30 protein-coding genes are annotated in these 16,661 nt (G+C 63.1%); all 30 read left to right on the forward strand.

The annotated features are described in order from the left end of the window. Positions 1–2 precede the first annotated feature (2 nt). The 30 genes from RDW26_RS01870 (at position 3) to RDW26_RS02015 (ending at position 16,649) form a co-directional block, all read left to right on the forward strand. The gene (locus RDW26_RS01870) at positions 3–356 is read left to right on the forward strand and encodes a hypothetical protein (protein WP_195644530.1); all 354 of its coding nucleotides are present in this window, start codon (positions 3–5) and stop codon (positions 354–356) included. Then, positions 353–985, forward strand: coding sequence for a single-stranded DNA-binding protein (locus RDW26_RS01875; protein ID WP_307982281.1), 633 nt, complete (start codon positions 353–355; stop codon positions 983–985). The genes RDW26_RS01870 and RDW26_RS01875 overlap by 4 nt, the downstream gene beginning before the upstream one ends. Positions 986–998: 13 nt before the next feature. Further along, the gene (locus RDW26_RS01880) at positions 999–1,649 is read left to right on the forward strand and encodes a hypothetical protein (protein ID WP_307982282.1); all 651 of its coding nucleotides are present in this window, start codon (positions 999–1,001) and stop codon (positions 1,647–1,649) included. After that, positions 1,627–2,340 (forward strand): ATP-binding protein, encoded by a 714-nt coding sequence (locus RDW26_RS01885; protein WP_307982283.1) that lies wholly within the window; start codon positions 1,627–1,629, stop codon positions 2,338–2,340. The genes RDW26_RS01880 and RDW26_RS01885 overlap by 23 nt, the downstream gene beginning before the upstream one ends. Then, on the forward strand, positions 2,337–2,792 hold the full coding sequence (locus RDW26_RS01890; RefSeq protein ID WP_307982284.1) for a hypothetical protein: 456 nt from the start codon (positions 2,337–2,339) through the stop codon (positions 2,790–2,792). Before RDW26_RS01885 ends, RDW26_RS01890 begins: the two co-directional genes overlap by 4 nt. A gap of 3 nt (positions 2,793–2,795) precedes the next feature. Further along, entirely contained in the window at positions 2,796–3,191 is a 396-nt protein-coding gene (locus tag RDW26_RS01895) for a hypothetical protein (protein WP_307982285.1), read from the forward strand. Continuing rightward, positions 3,188–3,403 carry a hypothetical protein gene (locus tag RDW26_RS01900; RefSeq protein ID WP_307982286.1) on the forward strand — a complete coding sequence of 72 codons (216 nt, stop codon included), beginning with the start codon at positions 3,188–3,190 and terminating at the stop codon, positions 3,401–3,403. The genes RDW26_RS01895 and RDW26_RS01900 overlap by 4 nt, the downstream gene beginning before the upstream one ends. Further along, positions 3,400–3,636, forward strand: a complete 237-nt coding sequence (locus RDW26_RS01905) for a hypothetical protein (RefSeq protein ID WP_307982287.1) — start codon at positions 3,400–3,402, stop codon at positions 3,634–3,636. Before RDW26_RS01900 ends, RDW26_RS01905 begins: the two co-directional genes overlap by 4 nt. 36 nt (positions 3,637–3,672) lie before the next feature. Next, entirely contained in the window at positions 3,673–4,026 is a 354-nt protein-coding gene (locus RDW26_RS01910; protein WP_307982288.1) for a hypothetical protein, read from the forward strand. Positions 4,027–4,260: 234 nt separating this feature from the next. Continuing rightward, a complete protein-coding gene (locus RDW26_RS01915) occupies positions 4,261–4,626 on the forward strand; it encodes a DUF4406 domain-containing protein (RefSeq protein WP_307982289.1) in 366 nt (121 codons plus the stop codon). A 135-nt stretch (positions 4,627–4,761) separates the two neighbouring features. Further along, a complete protein-coding gene (locus tag RDW26_RS01920; protein ID WP_307982290.1) occupies positions 4,762–5,472 on the forward strand; it encodes a hypothetical protein in 711 nt (236 codons plus the stop codon). A 184-nt stretch (positions 5,473–5,656) separates the two neighbouring features. After that, a complete protein-coding gene (locus RDW26_RS01925) occupies positions 5,657–5,887 on the forward strand; it encodes a hypothetical protein (protein ID WP_307982291.1) in 231 nt (76 codons plus the stop codon). Beyond that, entirely contained in the window at positions 5,884–6,117 is a 234-nt protein-coding gene (locus RDW26_RS01930) for a hypothetical protein (protein WP_307982292.1), read from the forward strand. Before RDW26_RS01925 ends, RDW26_RS01930 begins: the two co-directional genes overlap by 4 nt. Continuing rightward, positions 6,114–6,470, forward strand: a complete 357-nt coding sequence (locus RDW26_RS01935) for a hypothetical protein (protein WP_307982293.1) — start codon at positions 6,114–6,116, stop codon at positions 6,468–6,470. The genes RDW26_RS01930 and RDW26_RS01935 overlap by 4 nt, the downstream gene beginning before the upstream one ends. A gap of 183 nt (positions 6,471–6,653) precedes the next feature. Further along, on the forward strand, positions 6,654–6,944 hold the full coding sequence (locus RDW26_RS01940) for a hypothetical protein (protein WP_307982294.1): 291 nt from the start codon (positions 6,654–6,656) through the stop codon (positions 6,942–6,944). 118 nt (positions 6,945–7,062) lie between these two features. Beyond that, complete coding sequence (locus RDW26_RS01945; protein ID WP_307982295.1) at positions 7,063–7,290, forward strand: hypothetical protein; 228 nt, start codon at positions 7,063–7,065, stop codon at positions 7,288–7,290. A gap of 239 nt (positions 7,291–7,529) precedes the next feature. Beyond that, positions 7,530–7,820, forward strand: coding sequence for an HNH endonuclease (locus RDW26_RS01950; protein WP_307982296.1), 291 nt, complete (start codon positions 7,530–7,532; stop codon positions 7,818–7,820). A gap of 222 nt (positions 7,821–8,042) precedes the next feature. Next, positions 8,043–8,486, forward strand: coding sequence for a P27 family phage terminase small subunit (locus RDW26_RS01955; protein ID WP_307982297.1), 444 nt, complete (start codon positions 8,043–8,045; stop codon positions 8,484–8,486). Beyond that, positions 8,486–9,907, forward strand: coding sequence for a hypothetical protein (locus RDW26_RS01960; RefSeq protein ID WP_307982298.1), 1,422 nt, complete (start codon positions 8,486–8,488; stop codon positions 9,905–9,907). Before RDW26_RS01955 ends, RDW26_RS01960 begins: the two co-directional genes overlap by 1 nt. Then, positions 9,907–11,334: a phage portal protein gene (locus tag RDW26_RS01965; protein ID WP_307982299.1), complete on the forward strand. Its 1,428-nt coding sequence runs from the start codon at positions 9,907–9,909 to the stop codon at positions 11,332–11,334. The genes RDW26_RS01960 and RDW26_RS01965 overlap by 1 nt, the downstream gene beginning before the upstream one ends. Beyond that, complete coding sequence (locus RDW26_RS01970) at positions 11,306–12,559, forward strand: hypothetical protein (protein ID WP_307982300.1); 1,254 nt, start codon at positions 11,306–11,308, stop codon at positions 12,557–12,559. Before RDW26_RS01965 ends, RDW26_RS01970 begins: the two co-directional genes overlap by 29 nt. A gap of 224 nt (positions 12,560–12,783) precedes the next feature. Next, on the forward strand, positions 12,784–13,260 hold the full coding sequence (locus RDW26_RS01975; protein ID WP_307982301.1) for a hypothetical protein: 477 nt from the start codon (positions 12,784–12,786) through the stop codon (positions 13,258–13,260). A 19-nt stretch (positions 13,261–13,279) separates the two neighbouring features. Further along, the gene (locus RDW26_RS01980; protein WP_307982302.1) at positions 13,280–14,158 is read left to right on the forward strand and encodes a phage major capsid protein; all 879 of its coding nucleotides are present in this window, start codon (positions 13,280–13,282) and stop codon (positions 14,156–14,158) included. A 12-nt stretch (positions 14,159–14,170) separates the two neighbouring features. Continuing rightward, the gene (locus RDW26_RS01985) at positions 14,171–14,452 is read left to right on the forward strand and encodes a hypothetical protein (protein WP_302854215.1); all 282 of its coding nucleotides are present in this window, start codon (positions 14,171–14,173) and stop codon (positions 14,450–14,452) included. Between the two features lie 4 nt (positions 14,453–14,456). Beyond that, on the forward strand, positions 14,457–14,855 hold the full coding sequence (locus RDW26_RS01990; RefSeq protein WP_307982303.1) for a Gp19/Gp15/Gp42 family protein: 399 nt from the start codon (positions 14,457–14,459) through the stop codon (positions 14,853–14,855). Beyond that, positions 14,843–15,181 (forward strand): hypothetical protein, encoded by a 339-nt coding sequence (locus RDW26_RS01995; protein WP_307982304.1) that lies wholly within the window; start codon positions 14,843–14,845, stop codon positions 15,179–15,181. Before RDW26_RS01990 ends, RDW26_RS01995 begins: the two co-directional genes overlap by 13 nt. After that, the gene (locus RDW26_RS02000) at positions 15,174–15,464 is read left to right on the forward strand and encodes a hypothetical protein (RefSeq protein WP_307982305.1); all 291 of its coding nucleotides are present in this window, start codon (positions 15,174–15,176) and stop codon (positions 15,462–15,464) included. The genes RDW26_RS01995 and RDW26_RS02000 overlap by 8 nt, the downstream gene beginning before the upstream one ends. After that, positions 15,464–15,805 (forward strand): hypothetical protein, encoded by a 342-nt coding sequence (locus tag RDW26_RS02005; protein ID WP_307982306.1) that lies wholly within the window; start codon positions 15,464–15,466, stop codon positions 15,803–15,805. The genes RDW26_RS02000 and RDW26_RS02005 overlap by 1 nt, the downstream gene beginning before the upstream one ends. Before the next feature lie 8 nt (positions 15,806–15,813). Next, the gene (locus RDW26_RS02010) at positions 15,814–16,389 is read left to right on the forward strand and encodes a hypothetical protein (protein WP_307982307.1); all 576 of its coding nucleotides are present in this window, start codon (positions 15,814–15,816) and stop codon (positions 16,387–16,389) included. Between the two features lie 11 nt (positions 16,390–16,400). Next, positions 16,401–16,649 carry a hypothetical protein gene (locus RDW26_RS02015; protein ID WP_307982308.1) on the forward strand — a complete coding sequence of 83 codons (249 nt, stop codon included), beginning with the start codon at positions 16,401–16,403 and terminating at the stop codon, positions 16,647–16,649. Positions 16,650–16,661 lie beyond the last annotated feature (12 nt).

Raw genomic sequence — 16,661 nt, forward strand, 5'->3', positions numbered from 1 at the left:
CCATGCAAGACCTGTACGGAGAGCGCGAGCAGCTTTTCGACCAGCTCATGCAGGAGCTTGAGGCCCTGCGCAGGACTGGCCAGCAGTACGCCGAGAACGAGGCCGAGTACCGCAAGGCGCTGCGCATAGCCATCTTGGAGGAGCGTTCCAAGGGCACGCCGGTCACCGTGATAAGCGACCTGTGCCGGGGACGCCCCGACATAGCCGAGAAGAAGCAGCTGCGCGACTGCGCCGAAGCGCTCTACAAGGCCTCGAGCGAGGCAATCATGGCAATCAAGTTGAGGATCAAGACCGTTGACGCCGACATCCAGAGGACGTGGACGAGCGGCGGCACCGGAGAAGGGAGCTTTTTGTGAGCATCAACCGAGTGAACATCACGGGCAACCTGACGCGAGACCCCGAGCTTCGCAGCACGGCGGGCGGCATGGCGGTTCTCGGTTTCGGCGTTGCGGTCAACGACCGCCGAAAGAACCAGCAGACGGGCCAGTGGGAGGATTACCCGAACTTCGTCGACTGCACGATGTTCGGCAACCGCGCCGAGGCCCTGAGCCGCATCCTGCGCAAGGGCATGAAGGTGGCCATCGAGGGCAAGCTGCGCTACAGCTCATGGGAAGACAAGAACGGCGGCGGCAGGCGCTCGAAAATCGAGATTATCCCCGACGAGGTGGAGCTGCTGAGCCAGAACGCCAACGCCCAGCAGCCGCAGCAGTACGCGCCGCAGGGCTACCAGCCGCAGGTCTATGCGCCCCAGCAGGCACCGCAGCAGGCCTACCAGCCGCAGCCCGCCCCGCAGCAAGTGCCCCAGCAGTGGAACGCCCAGCAGGCGTACCAGAACCCGCCCGCAGCCCCGCAGCCGCGCCAGCAGGCACCAGCGCCCGCGCCGCAGGCCTACGCGCCCCAGCAGGCACCGCAGGCTCTGCAGCAAGCGCCCCAGCAGCCCGTGCAGCAGTCGATGGACGTGTACGACGAGGACATCCCCTTTTAGGGGTGACGGCGGCGTGCAAGTCCTGGACTCGCTCATAGACGGGCCGCTGAGGCTTCGCAACCGCAGGGAGGGCGACGAGCTTATCGGCATGATCGTCCGCTACCTGCGCACGGGCGAGGAGCCAGAGCCGCGCACGGACACCCAGGAAGCCGTGCTGACGGCAATACGGCCCGTCATGGAAACCTCCCGCTCGCGCATCGTGGCGGGAGGCAACGGCGGCAAATCATCAAGCAACGATGTAAGCAAAGCCGAAAGCAAACGGCCAAGCAAACCGTTAAGCAAAAGCGGAAGCAAAACGGCAAGCAAATCATCAAGCAACGATGCAAGCAAAGCCGAAAGCAAACGGCCAAGCGAAGAGGAAGAGGAAGTAGGAAGAGGAATTAAGGAAGAGGAGAGAGGGAGCAAGGCGCGTTTCCGCGCCCCCTCTCCCGAAGAGGTCGACGAGTACGCCCGAAGCTACGCGGAGGGCAAGGGCCTCGACCTCGCCTCGACCGACTTCGACCCGGAGCGCTTTGTCGACTTCTACGCCCAGAAGGGCTGGATGGTCGGAAAGGCGAAGATGAAGGACTGGAAGGCCTCGGTGCGCATCTGGGTGCGCTCCTCGAAGCCAAAAAACGGCATGGCAAAGGAGGTGCCAGACGATGGATTTTCGGCCTACGACTGAGTGCCCGCACTGCGGCGCGACCCTCAAGGCCCGCACCACGCGGCTCGCTGGGCGGACGCTGTTCTGCGGCTACGAGCAGTGCGGCTGCGCAGGCGCCGAGGCCGAGCGCGAGAAGGAGCGCCAGGCCGAGGCCGAGGCGGCTCGCAAGGCTGCGCTCGACAGAGCCATGCACGACTGGAAGCGGGCGGGCGTGCCCGATCGCTACGTGAGCCTCGACCACCCCTTGGCCGCCGAGATCGCCGAGTGTATGAAGCGCGGCCAGTGGGTGTACCTCTGGGGAGACGTCGGAACTCACAAGACCACCTGCGCCGCAGCCGTGGCGAAGCGCCTGGCCGGCGGCAAGCGGTCGGTGCTCATGGCACCGATGTACCGCATCCTCGACGAGATCCAGCGCAGCTTCCACGACGGCGGCGACCCGCTCAAGCGCTACGCCGAGGTGCGCTACCTGATCGTGGACGACCTGGGCAAGCGCAGGCCAACGGGCTTCGTGCTCGACAGCCTTTTCAGCTTGATCGACCAGCGCTACTCCGCGATGCTGCCCACGCTGGTGACAACGCAGTACAAGCCGAGCGACCTCGTGCGCAGGCTTGCCGAGCAGGGAGACCCCGATACCGCGAAAGCAATAGTGTCGCGGCTGAGGGGCGGCGCGAGGGTCGAGCACTTCGATGGCCCGGACGGGAGGCTGCAATGATTCTCGATGCGGGGGTGCTTCGCGGCTACCCCAAGGAGCGAGCCGAGCTTTACGGCAAGCCTCACCTGGGGGCGCACTACACCCACGGAAAGGCCTACGAGGCGCTTTCGCCCCGATGCTGCGTCTGCGGCAGACGCGCCGGAAGCGTGCACCACGTGGCGCACCGGTCTTGGGGCGAGACGTTCCGCCTGGTCACGCCGTGCGGCGCCTGGGACTTGCGAAGCCCGCTGTTCTGCCTCTGCGGCAGCGGCACCACCGGGTGCCACGACAAGTTCCACGGCGGGGCGCGGCTCAAGGCCGAGTGGCGCTGGCGGCATCCTGTCTACGAGGAGGCCTGGTGGACGGGCCAGCTGTTGCAGGTCTACGAGCCGCACAGCCCTGGCCTCTACGAATACGGATATTGGCTGATCACAGACCGTGACGGCAACGAGATGATACGAGAAGGGATGTAGCCCATGGAGATCAAGACATGCGAGCAGTACGTGCTCGACCAGCTCAAGTGCGCGGAGAACGAGGTATACAGCCTGCGCGCCGCAATCGACGAATGGAAGGCGCGTTGCGCAAAGCTCGAAGCCGAGCTCAAGGCACGCGACGAGCGCGAAACCTCGAAGGTCGAACAGGCGATCCGCAAGACGGGCCGCTCCATGCTCTACCGCGACGGCACCGGCTACCGAACCAGCGTCAGCAGCGGCGGCAGCCTTATCCCGTTCGAGGACTGGTGCATGGAGCACGTTGGCTACTCAAGCCAGCACTACGGGATGACCAAGACCGAGTTCATCGCCTACTTCGAGCCAGAGTTCCGCGCCGAGTACGACGAGCTGGCCGAAGAGTGGAAGGCGGAGCAGGAATGATCGGGATCTACGAGCGCTCGCTTTGTCAGAGCTACGCCGGCGCCTACAGGGCTGGTATCAAGATCAGCGAGGCCGAGACGCGCGAGGACGCGCTGAAGCAGGTCGAGGCCATGACCGAGGACAGCTACCAGTGCTTCGCCGTCGACGATGACGGCACGTGCATCGACCTGACGGGCACGTTCCCCGGATGCCTCGCGGGGATGGTGAAATGAGCTGCGAGTACTGCGAGGAAGAGCGAAACCTGTTCGCAAGTGCCGAAGGCCGCGCGTGCGACATCGACGAGGTTGCGGTTGGGCGCTTGTGCTTCTTGAGCAAAGACAAGCAGCCCAAGGAGTCGTATGCGATCGTCGTTACGTTTGACAACGACGACTATTGCTACACGAAGGACATCAGCTACTGCCCGATGTGCGGCGCGAAGCTGGGCGGTGATGCGAATGGCGCGTAACGCATACGGCGGCTACTGCCGAGAGGAGGGAGACCGTTGGCAACCGAGATTAACCCGCTGATCATCCCGTTCGACAGCCTGCTGGTAACGAGGAGCAAGCGGGAGTACCGCGAGACCGTGCGCGGCTGGGGCGAGGAGCCATTCGAGCTTGAGGGCATTGACGGCGTGACCACGGCGGTGCGCGGCAAGGGCTGCGTTATCTGGATCAGTAAGAAAATCAAGGGGCATGACCTCTACGGGCTCGCCGCGCACGAGGCGACGCACGCCGCCTGCGACATGCTCGGCATGATCGGCGAGGACGAGCCCGCCTCCGAGGAGCTGGCCTACATGGTGCAGTCCATCACGGCGGGGATCATCATCGCCTGCGGAGGTTCCGATGGCGACGATTAAGCATCCCGACACGTTCAAGTGCGACGTGTGTGGAAGAGGGATCGAACGAGCCCATTCCATCACCCTCCCCGTGAGGTGGACGACCGAGCAGAACGAAGGAAGGCCGTGCACTCCCTACGTTAAAGAAGAGACGATTGACCTCTGCGACGGGTGCTTCGAGAAGGCCGTCGTCATAGAGGCGGCGGGATGCATGGGGCGGAACAGATACCAATTCATTCGATAGGAGACCGAAAGATGATCGAGAAGACGAACGAGGCAGATAGCTTCGAGGAGACCGTGAAGAAGGCTATGATCTCCCAGCCCATGGCAGGCAAGACCGACGAGGAGATCGCCGCCACGCGCGACCTCGCAGTGGCGAAGCTGCGCCAGATGGGCTACGAGGTCGTGAACACTCTATTCACCGACGAGTGGTACAGCGACGAGGCCATGAAGGAGCGCGGCGTGGTGCAGGTTCCGCTGTGCTTCCTTGCGAAGTCGCTTGAGAACATGAGCCTGTGCCACGCGGCCTACTTCTGCAAGGGCTGGGAAGACGCCCGAGGCTGCAAGATCGAGCATGAAGCCGCCGAGGCCTACGGGTTGGAGGTGCTTTATGGAGACTAGTTTGACGCCCGACGAATTGTCCCGCGTAGCCTCGGCCTTAAAAGACGCAATCGCCTCTATCGCGGATGCTTTCACGAAAATCTTGCGCAAGGCCATCCGATGTTTCCGAAAGCTGGCGAAGCAGCTTGACCAGAAATGGCAGCGCCGAAATCGACGCGCCATCGCTCGGTCGCGCCGCAACAACCTGTATTTGAAGAGCGTTGGGAGGTGTCGGTAATGATTGACGACGCAACTCGTCACGACGTTGCTAAGCAGTTGGAGCACGACGCCGTTTACCGCGACGGTTCAACGCTTGGCGAATGGTGGGCGCGCCTTCAGTCAGTCGCATGCGGCTGCGACGACTTCCCCGATCCGCGCTCCCTTTTCATGAGACTTGCCGGGCTAATTGAGCCAAACCCCATCGACGGCAGCACGTCTGACGGCTACCACACCTTCAACGAGCTTTACCATCACCGCGCCGTCCTCTTCTCCGTTATCGTTGCGGCCTTTCCCGACAAGGCTTGGAAAGCGAAGGCGCACAGCGACGGCACCATGTATGGCGGCATGTTCATCGTCGGCATCAACACGCCAGACGGCCAGGCCACCTATCACTACGACATCGAGCCGTACTGGGGTATGTTCCGCTGCAAGGAGCTTGACCGAGCGCCAGAGTGGGACGGCCACACGCCAGAGCAAGCTATTGAGCGCATAGGCAAGTTGACCGGCCTTATCGACCGCGCGACCACGCACCTTGTCCTCGATGAAGACGGCCGCACGTGTTGCGCAAAATGCGGATGCGACTACCTATGCATGAGCAGCGCGACGTATTGTCCAGATTGCGGCGCGAAGGTCGCCAAGAATGGCTAGAGGCATGACGAAGCGGTTTACCGAAAGCGAGCTGCGCGAGAGGCGAAACCGCCAATGGTGGGAATCCCGCGCCCGCTGCGGCTATGCGACCGTCTGCCCTCTGTGTGGCGGGTACACACTCTCGAAAACCGGCTATCACGCGGGCTGTGCCAAGAAGGCAGGGATCAAGATTCCAAGGCAGCGAATGAAGCGGGCTGTATTGATCGCCAAAGAGCGTCAGAAGATCCCCGTTGCCCAGATGGCTGGCCCGGTGGGCGCCGTTGTCCGTGACGACGGCGTGCGATTCGAGTCGGCTGGCGCGGCCGCGCTCGCGACATACGGGTATTGCGGCAGCCAGAACATCGTGAGGGCCGTCAGAACGGGATGCAAGGCCGGAGGCCACAACTGGAAGCGAGCCGACGAGGAGGATAAATGACCGATCAATACGTGTTCAACCCCGACATACACGACGAGTGGAAGCCGCCCGCGCACCGCTGCGAGAACTGCGCCCACCACGAGCACGACGTTGTGCCGATCGTTCATTTCGACGTGGACGGCAACGAGGCGGGCAGCACTACCGGCACGCGCTGCTACTGCAACCACGACGGCAAGCACTTCGTGACGGGCGACAACAACCACTGCGACTACTGGGAGGAGGCGCGATGAGCTACGACATACGCCTGTGCGACCCCGTGACGCACGAGGCGCTGCAAACCGACGTGCCTCACGACATGCGTGGCGGCACCTACGCCATGGGCGGTACTACTGGCCTCTGGCTGAACGTCACCTACAACTACGGCAAGCACTACTACCGCGTGCTCGGCGACAAGGGCATCCGCACCATCTACGGCATGACGGGCGCGGAGTCCATCCCCGTGCTCGAAGCGGCTGCGGCCAAGCTGTCCGATGAGGTTTCCGAAGATTACTGGGAAGCCACCGAGGGCAACGCCAAGCGCCCCCTATTGCAGCTGGCCGCGATGGCGCGTATCCGCCCCGACGGCGTTTGGGACGGTGACTGACGATGCTGGTGATAGAGAGGAATAACGTTCCAGAAAACTGCTCGACGTGCCTTTACGGAAGGTTCTACGGCTGCGCCCATACTGACCGCCAGAAGGATTGGACGTACTACCGCTTTTGGCAAGGCCTGAAGCACTGCCCGAGCTGGTGGCTCGACCAGAACCGGTTCGAGAGGGTGTGGTGAGATGGTTGGCTACGAGCCGCCTAGTGACTGGAACCTCCCGCCGGGGTGCTTCGAGGGAGACCCGAACGCGCCGTGGAACCGTGAGGAGCCGAAAACCTGCGGGGACTGCTCGCATCTGCTGGAAGGCTGCTGCGACTACGGCATCTGCGAGTTCGAGTTCGAGGAGGCGTTCGACGAGGAGGCGGGCAAGCGCCCGCTTCCGGCATGGGAGGCCGCCTGCTGGGCGCGTGACTGGATCGTCGAGCATTACAAGGACATGCAGGAGGACACGTGCGAACGATGCGATGGCTAGCGGCATTATGCGCCGCGCTGCTTGTCGCGGTTGTGGCCCTTGAGCTTTATGTAATCAGAACGCTGGCGGCGGGGCTGGTGGTTCTGGCCCTGCTCGCCTGCGGGTAGGAGGTGGACGATTGACCAACTGGGAGCGGTACTTCGGTTCGCCCGAGGCCGCGATGCGCATGGAGGTGCGCATGCTGCGCGACGGACGGCGGTTCCGCATCGCGGTGAGCGAGTGCAACCCCTTCACCACGTGCGCGTTCGCATCGCGCCGGGTGCGTGACTTCTGCTCATGGGGCGAGTACCTGGACTGGCTCAAGGCCGAATACGACGACGGGACCATCAGGTGGGAGGATGAATGAGCCGCCCAGGATGCAACCGGGGTTGCCTGCTCCTCATTGCGGCATCCCTGCTAATAGACGGATTGACGCTGTGGGCGGCGGTATCGCTGGCCCGCATGATCATTGGAGGTTGACATGGGATACAAGAAGTTAATGGATGCAGCCAGTGCTGTCGTGTCCATACTCGTGATGCTCTTCCTGGTGCTACTCGTGTGCTACGGCATCGTGTGGTGCATAGGCGGGATAGTGGCGATGCTGGCATGAGCGGCAACCCGCGCAACCGCAACGGCAACGCAAGGCGCAAGCTGAGGGCGAGGCTGAGGGCGGAGGGAAGGCCATGCCACATATGCGGCCAGCCGATAGACTACAGCCTGCCGAGCGGAGACCCGTGGAGCTTCGAGGTAGACGAGCTGTTGCCAGTCTCGCGCGGGGGCAACCCGCTGGACTACTCCAACGTGGACGCCGCGCACAGGATCTGCAACCAGCGGCGCGGCAACAAGATGCCGGGCGACGCCAAGCAGTACCAGATACGCCGCACGCGGCTGTTCTGAGGGAAACATAGCAATGCACCAATAGGGGCGCGGTCGTTTCGGCGGTCGCGCCCTTTCTTTTGGCTCCGAGCGCCGAAGCCGCCGAAAAGAGGCGGGGCGGTCGCCCCTCCCCCGGGTCAGAAGGCCACCCCGGCCGCCTAGGGCCGATTTCCCCCCGCCCGTTCCGAACGATTTCGCTATCTCACGCCGCCATTACGATTCCCCGCGAAGAAGGAGGGAATCATGGCCGAGAACATCGAGATGCCGCAGGAAGTGGCTAGCGACCCCGTGCAAGCCGCCATCTGGGAGCAGCTGACCGCGAGGCGCACGTTCGCGCAGGAGGATGCGCCGACGCTGGCGCTGCTCTGCTACTGGCACGCCGTGGCGAACCAGGCACGCGAGGCCATGGCCCTCGGTAACAACGAGATCGAAATACTCGACGCCACCGCATACAAGCCGATCAGGGGCAAGGGCGGCAAGCGGCTCAAGATGATGCGCAAGAATCCGGCGCTGACCGTACTGAAGGAGGCCAGCACCGAAATCAGGGCGCTGTCAGACCAGCTCGGCCTGTCCAAGTCGGCCCGCAACGTCACGGTGCAGCAGGCGCGACCCGCGAGCTCCCACGGCAAGCTGCTCACGCTCATGTTCGACGACCGCGAGACGCGTGCCAAGGCGGCAGGCGCGTGATGCAGGCGAGGCAGACCCCGACATACGAGGCGAACATCCCAGAAAGGCTCGACGGAGACGGCCCCATGGCGGCAGAACTGGCATCCGCGTACTTCGGCGACCCGCTGCCGTGGCAGCCACACCTGCTCGATGCCATGCTCGCCCGCGACGGACGCGACAAGTACCTGCTGCGCTCGATCGGCATATCCATCCCGCGACAAAATGGCAAGAGCTGGGACGTTCGCGCCCGCTGCTTCCATGGCGCCCTCAACGGCGAGAAGATTCTGTACACATGCCAGCACGGCGACACCTCAGACCAGATGTTCCAGGAGCTTTCAAGGCCATTCGAGGACGAGGACGAGCCTGAGCTTAACGACCTGCTGCTCGCCGTGCGCAAGACCAACGGCCAGCAGGCCATCAAACTCAAGAACGGCGGTCTTATCCGCTTCACCACGCGCACCGACTCGCTGGCGCGAGGCAAGACCTACGACGTGCTTATCTACGACGAGGCGCAGGAGCTTACTGACAAGCAGCAGGCGGCTTCGCTGCCCGCCATATCGGCAGGGTCGAAGCACAACCCGCAGACGATCTACCTGGGCACGCCGCCAGCCCCCGACAACGTGGGCACGGTGTTCCGCGACCTCCACGAGGACGTTCACAACGGCAGGTCTGAGATGGGATGGATCGAGTGGGGCGCTACAGAGATCGGCGACGTGCACGACGAGTCGCGATGGTTCGAGTACAACCCGTCTCTCGGCACGATCCTCGACATAGAGGCCGTACGCGGCGAGTCCGAGCAGATGCAGCCCGACGTCTTCGCGCGTGAGCGCCTTGGCTGGTGGAGCCCAATCGGCGGAGCCGACTCATACGCGCTTTCGAGCGCCAAGTGGAAGGCGTGCGAGGTGGCGGGGCCGATGCAGGGAGGCAAGCTCGCGTTCGGCGTGAAGTTCTCGCCCGACGGGTCGCGCGTTGCCGTGTCCTGGGCGAAGGCGGAGCGCGGTGCCGGCTCCTACGTCGAGCTTTACGACCTCATGGGCGCTGAGGGCGGCACTGTCGGCATATCCGACATGCTGCTACGCAACCGCGAGGAGATCGCGTGCGTCTGCATCGACGGAAAGAGCGGAGCGGACGCGCTGAAGCAGCGGCTTCTTGACGGCAGGATGCCGAAGTCGGCGATCGTCATGGGCAGCACCGCGATCGTTCAGGCTGCTGCGACGATGCTGGCCGACGAGGTTAATGCCAGGACGACGAGCCACATCGAGTCGCCCGCGTTGGACGATTCCGCAACGAAGTCGATCAAGCGCGACGTAGGGCGCGACGGCTGGGGCTTCGGTGACGGCCCCGACTCTTCATCAGCGCCGATCGAGAGCGCATCGCTGGCCCTATGGGCGGCGAGGACAACCAAGAGAGACCCGAGACGTAAACAGGAGGCAAGCTTCTGATGGCAGCAGTGAACATGGAACTGGCCGGACAGGTCGCGGCGGCGGAAGGCCTGCGACACGAGGACAAGGCGCTCGTGCGCGAGCTTATGGACACGTGGCGCACCCACCGATCCCGCAACATGTTGCGGGAGGACTATTACCTCGGACACATCGGCGTCAAAGACCTGGGCATCGCCATGCCGAAAGCCCTCGCCAAGAAGATCAACCCGCGCGTTGATTGGCCCAAGAAAGCGGTGCACGCCCTGGCAGATCGCTCGGTGTTCAACGGCTTCACTGCCGACGACGAGGCCGTTACCATGCAGCTGCGCGACATATGCGCCGACAACCAGCTCGAAGCGCTCTACCGCAAGAACCTTATCGGTGAGCTGAAGCACTGCTGCGGCTTCTGGACTGTCACGGACGGCGGCGGCAAGCCCATCATCTCAGCGTACCCGGCAACCGCAGCGGCGGCGATCTGGGACGACGCGCAGAAGCGCATCAAGGCCGGTCTCGTTGTGGCCGAGTCGAAGAAGATGCCAGGCGACACCGAGCGCGTGCCGACCGTCGTGCACCTGCTCACGGAGGACGCGCTGGTGGTGCTTACGCGCGGCAGCGGCCACTGGGTGGCCGACTACATGGAGCACGGCATGGGTCGCTGTCTCATGGAGCCCATGCCATACGATGCCACGCTCGAGCGACCGTTCGGCTCCTCGCGCATCAGTCGTTCGGTCATGAGCATCACAGACGACGCCATACGCCAACGTGCCCGCATGGAGGTGGCGTCTGAGTCCGCGACGCTGCCGCAGACTTGGCTGCTCGGCACCTACAAGAAGATGATCAACGGGCAGAACAAGTACGACGCGTCGATGGGCGCGGTCAACGAGATCACCAAAGACATTGACGGAGACTCGCCGACCGTGTGGCAGTCGGCCCAGTTGCAGATGGCGCCGCTCACCGAGTACCTGCGCCAGCTAGCATGCCAAATGTCGGCGGTCACCAACGTTCCGGTGTCTTTCTTTGGCGTGAGCAATGACAACCCATCCTCCTCGGATGCTATCGCAGCATCGCTCGAACCGCTCGTGATTGACGCCAAGAACCTCAACCGCGAGAATGGCAACGCCTTGCGCAACGTGGCCTACATGGCGCTCGCCGTGGCGAACGGCACGGACTACGAGACCGAGCGCGATGCCGGCTACAACCTCAACCCGCGCTTCATGTCCCCGGCCTACCCGTCGATCGTGAGCCTGTCCGATGCCGCGCTGAAGCAGGTGCAGGGCCTGCCGAAACTCGCCAACTCCGACGTGATGCTCGAAATGCTCGACTACACAGACGAGCAGATCCAGCGCATCAACAGCGACAACAAGAAGGCGCAGGCGAACGCCGCCGTGGCCTCGCTGTTCGAGCCGAAGGAGGGCGAGGATGGCGGAGATACCTCGCAGCCTGCTTAACGAGCTTACGGACGAAATCAACACGCTATCTGGAAGGGCGCAGCGCCAAGCCAGCGACGCGCTCACCCGCTTGGTGGCCGACTGGGAGGCGAGCGGGAACGGCGACATAGCGGCGCTGAGAGAGGCAACCTACGAGGTGATCGAGACGGCTTGCGGCTACTATGCAGACACCGTTGCGGCTGGCCGCGCCGCCGAGTTCTACGACGCCGTGCGCAAGGCGCAGGACGCGCCCGGGAAGTACGCCGCCGTCGCCGAGTCGCTGCGCGACCCCCAGGCGACGTACGGCTCGGTGAAGGCGTTCATGGTAAGCGTGGTGAAACAGGAAGCCACCGACCTATTCGTGGCCGCGTGCGTTCGTCGCCTCGATGCAGAGATCCGCAAGGCCGCGAACATGTGCGTGGCGCACAACGCCTCCAAAGACCCGGCGAAGCCGAGGTACGCACGCGTGCCGTCTGGCGAGACGTGCGGCTTCTGCCTCATGCTCTCCTCGTTCGGCTTCAACTACAAGACGAAGGAGGCTGCGAGCCACTCACACCCCAAGTGCGACTGCCGCGTCGTGCCGAGCTTCGGCAAGGGGCCGAAGGTCAAGGGATACGACCCAGACGGTATGTATGACAGGTTCAACGAGTGCATGGACACGCTCGGCGGGCGCAACGGCATACGCTCAGATTGGGATGCCTTGCCCGATGCCGAGCGCGAGGCGTACATCAAGGAGCATGGCGGAAAAGCCAGGAAGGCGTTCGACAAGTACGTGAACAAGCGCATGGTCGAGGAGATCGAGACCAGAGACCCAAAATGGTACGCAACTGGCACGGAACCAAAAATCGGATTTGTCAGCAAAGGGGTGGAGAAGCGGGCTACCAAAGCGGAAATAGGAACAGCGAAGAGGCTGGCGCATCACGGCGTTGCCCCGACGTTCATCCAAGATTACAGATGGGTTCAGGAAGATGGGAGAAAGCGCAAAGTCGGGCTTTCAGACCTAAAAAACGGAATCGAAATCAAGACAATCGGAACGTCTGGAAACGCATGGGGCGCAATGAAGAACTACCTTGACAGCACGGCTGGAAAGGAGGGCGTCAAGTGCATGGTCGTTGACAACTCCGTATCCGAGCGAATAGACGACAATGCACTAATATCAGCGGCAAAGGATCTCGCGCCTAAGTACCCAAAGGTCGCGCATGTGCGCCTGCTGCTAAAGGATGGCAGGTACATAGCTGTCAAATAAAAAGGAACGGCACCGAAAACCTCAAAAGTAGAGGGCAGCATGCCGTTCCATCAACAGATTATACCAGTGCAAATAGGCAAGGGCCACCTACGGGTGGCCCTTTTCATGCCGAATCTCACGCTCATAAGAAACTGTCGCGGACGGGCCGCACGGCCCAACTAACGAACCGTTGAGCAGCCGCACGGCAGCTCAGGCGTGCCGCACGGCACGGGAAAGGACGCGACATGGCAGAGGCAAACGAACCCACACAAGCACCAGGAGCAGAAGGCGGAGATGGCGCCAACCAGGAGCCGCCCGTCGACTACAAGGCGCTGTACGAGGCCGAGAAGAAGCACTCGCGCGAGTGGGAGAAGAAGGCAAAGGCCAACAGAACCGCAGCAGTGGCGCTTGAGGAGGCCAACAACGCGAACAAGACAGCCGAAGACCAGATCGCCGACCTCAAGAAGAGGCTCGACGACAAGGAGAAGGAAGAGAAGCGGTCGAAGATCGCGGCCAAGGTCGCGCAGGAGAAGGGCGTGCCGGCGAGCCTGATCGTCGGCGACGACGAGGAAAGCATGTCCAAGTGGGCAGACGACATGCTCGCCGCGTTCAAGAAGCCGCCCGCGCCCAAGGTCGAGAAGCCGGGAAGCTTCCCGAAGCCAGGCGACGGCGACAAATCGGAGCTGCGCGACTTCACGCGCCAGCTCCTCGGTAACAACTAGAGACAAGTAAGGAGCCGAAATGGCTAACGACACCAGCAAGGTCAAGCTCCCGCACAAGGTAGTGACCTCCATCATCAACAAGGCGAAGGACACCTCCACCATCGCGGCGCTGTCCCCCAGCACCCCGCAGACGTTCTCCGACACCACCTACATCGTGTTCAACCCGACAACCGAGGCTGAGGTAGTTGCGGAGGGCGCGAAGAAGAGCGGTTCCGAGGTCTCCACCACGCCGATCGTCGCAAAGCGCGTGAAGGTGGTCACGACCACACGCGTCTCCGACGAGCTGCGCTGGGCCGACGAGGACAATCAGCTTGAGATCGTGACCAACATCATCGCCGACCAGACCGCCGCGATCGGTCGAGCGCTCGACTACGTGGTCTACCACGCCGTGTCCCCCAAGACGGGCACCGCGCTCGATGGCTACACCGCGCTCACCGCAGGGGCCAACGCCGTAACCGCCTCGGCATCCGCGGTCGACGACATCGACGCGCTGGCCGATGCGCTTATCGACTACGACATCAACGGCTTCGCGCTCTCCCGCAAGTTCGCCGCAGACCTCCGCAAGCTGCGCATTCCCGCCACCGGCCAGCGCCTCTACCCGGAGATCCCGCTGTCCCTCAACGTCGGCAACATCGACGGCATCCCCGCCGCGACCTCCGGCACCGTCAACGGTCGCCGCTGCAAGGCCGACCCGAAGGTGGCGGGCATCATGGGCGACTTCTCCACCATCAAGTGGGGCATGGTGCGCGACATGACCTCCGAGATCATCGAGTACGGCGACCCCGACAACACTGGTCAGGACCTGAAGGGATACAACCAGGTCGCGTACCGCACCGAGGCAGTCCTTGCCTACGCGGTTCTCGACCCCAAGGCCTTCGCCATCCTGAAGACGGCCTAGGGGGCGGTAACCATGGCGAACCTTGTGCAGAAGTTCATCGTCGAGGACGCATCCAAGGCATCCCCGATCCTCCCGCAGCACGTCTGCTTCGTGACCGCCGACGGCGAGCCTGTCGGCATCTCCAAACAGGCCGCAAACCCTGGTGCGAACCCGACCATCGCCAAGGTGGTCAAGTGCCTCGTCGACGCGGGCATGATGGCCGCGACCTCCGAGGCGTCCGAGCAGAAGGCCGGCGAGAATGCCGCGAAGCCGGTTGACTCCGGCAAGGCCGAAGAGCCTGCCAGCGAGGAGTAGGCGCATGGAGCCGCTAGCGAGCATCGAAGACTACAGGGCGAGGTACGGCGACCCGGCCGACGAGGCACGCGCCGCGACCCTGCTCTCAGACGCGTCAGACCTGCTCATGAGCGCCTACGAATCAAACGTGGGCGACTACGAGCGTGGCAAGGTAGCCGCCTTCGACCGGTCTGCCGCAGCGGTGTGCTGCCTCGTGGTCAACAGGGTCTTGTCTGCGCCAGCAGCTCTGGCGGGTGCCATGCAGTACAGCCAGGGCGCAGGCGGCTACACGGCCAGCGTGTCGTACGGGTCTGCCCTCGGCGAGATGTACCTAGGAAAGACAGAGCTGAAGCGCCTCGGGCTGCTCGACCAGCGCATCGGGGCGCTCCAACCGGTTGGGAGTGATGCTGAATGGGACTCATAAGCACCGAATCGGTGACGGTCGCAACACCCGTGGTCGAGTTCGATTCGCTCGGCGAGCCTATCGAGCGCGGCAGCGTGGACACCGCCATAGAGGGCGTGGTCGTGTGCCCGGGGGCCACGTCGGAGCTCGACGCATCGCGCCCCGACGGCGTTGAGGTCGCCTACACGCTGTGTTTCCCCAAGAGCTTTACCGCATCGCTCAAGGGGTGCCGCGTAAACGTTCGAGGCGCCGAGTACCGCGTCATAGGCGACCCGCAGCGCTACGACCCGGCAAACACCCCCGGAGATTGGAACCTCACCGTGGAAGTGGGGCGCACCGATGGCTAAGTGCAAGGTGAAGTTCGAGTGGAAGGGCTGGAAGCGCGGCGGCTATGCCGAGGTTATGAACTCAGGCGCGGTGCAGGCGCTTCTCAAGAAGAAGGCAGACGCCGCAGCGGCATCGTGCAACTCGTCCTTCTCCCGGCACCCCGGCGAGGGTGCCGGCTACATAGTCCGCAAGTTCAAGGGCAAGCTCGCAAACGGCTTCGTGGTTGCTACGGCGACTCCGCACGCCCATGCGAGCGAGCGCAAGCACAACCGCCTCAGATCCATGTTCGGAGGCGGTGAGTGATGGACGCGGAGCGCATGGTGGCGCAGCGGCTCATGGACGAGACCGGCATCAAGACCGTGCTCGACGTGCCAGCCGACAGGCCCAGCGAGTTCATATCGGTGTCGCAGACCGGATCTAGCCGCAGCGGCTGCATCAACCGTGTGCAGCTCGTGGCGCAGTCATGGGCGAAGACCCGCAGACGCGCCGCAGAGATCGCCGAAGCCGTGGAGCACGCAGTGCCGAGTCTCATGGACGAGGAGTGCGTGTTCGAGGCCACGTGCGGAGACACGTACCGCTGGGACGACCCAGACAGCCGCCAGCGCCGATACCAGACCAACGTAAACGTAACCATTTGCGAATAGGAGCCGACATGGCACTTTTCAAGAAAAACGAGACCAAGAACGTCTCGTCCACCAAGGGCGTGAAGGGCGGATACATCTTCGTGGCCCCGACAGGCACCACCCTCCCCACCGACATTAAGACCAATCTCGCCGAAGCCTTCCTCAACCTCGGCTTCATCTCCGAGGATGGATACACCGAGTCCGAGGAGACCGACGCCAACGAGCTGAAGGACATGAACGGCGACCTCATGGACTCCGCCACGACTTCGCGCGTGGAGTCCGCGAAGCTCACGCTCGCAGAGATTAAGGCACAGACCCTCAAGGTCATGTACGGCGCCGACAACGTGACCGACCTCGACGGCGTTATCACTGTAGAGCACAACGGCAACAAGGACGAGGCGTGGTCGATCGTGCTCGAACTCGTGCTCAAGAACGGTCGCCGCTGGCGCAAGGTCGTGCCCGCCGCCAAGTCCTCTGAGCTTGATGACATCAAGCTCGCCGTGAGCGAGATTGCTGGGCGCCAAATCACGTTCAAGTACCTGGTCGATAGCAACGGCAACACCTGTTACGACTACATCGAGTCAACCGAGACCAACAACGCCTAGGGGGAAAGAGAATGACCGAGATCACCTTTACCGTCGACGGCGTTGACGGCGAGTTCGCCGCAAACCTCGACGAGCTGAAGTCTTACAAAACCGTGAAGCAATTCGCCCGAAGCGAAACCGACCCGGCGGGGATGATGGACGCCATGGAGCGCATCTTCATGGGTCGAGACGAGGAGTATATCGAAGCCCTCGGCGGAACGTCATACGACATGCGCCGCCTGTGCGACGCGGCCTTCGAGGCGGCAAAGACAAAAAACTAATAGGCTTCGCCA

It is taken from the genome of uncultured Senegalimassilia sp., from assembly GCF_902464545.1.
Lineage (GTDB): Bacteria > Actinomycetota > Coriobacteriia > Coriobacteriales > Eggerthellaceae > Senegalimassilia.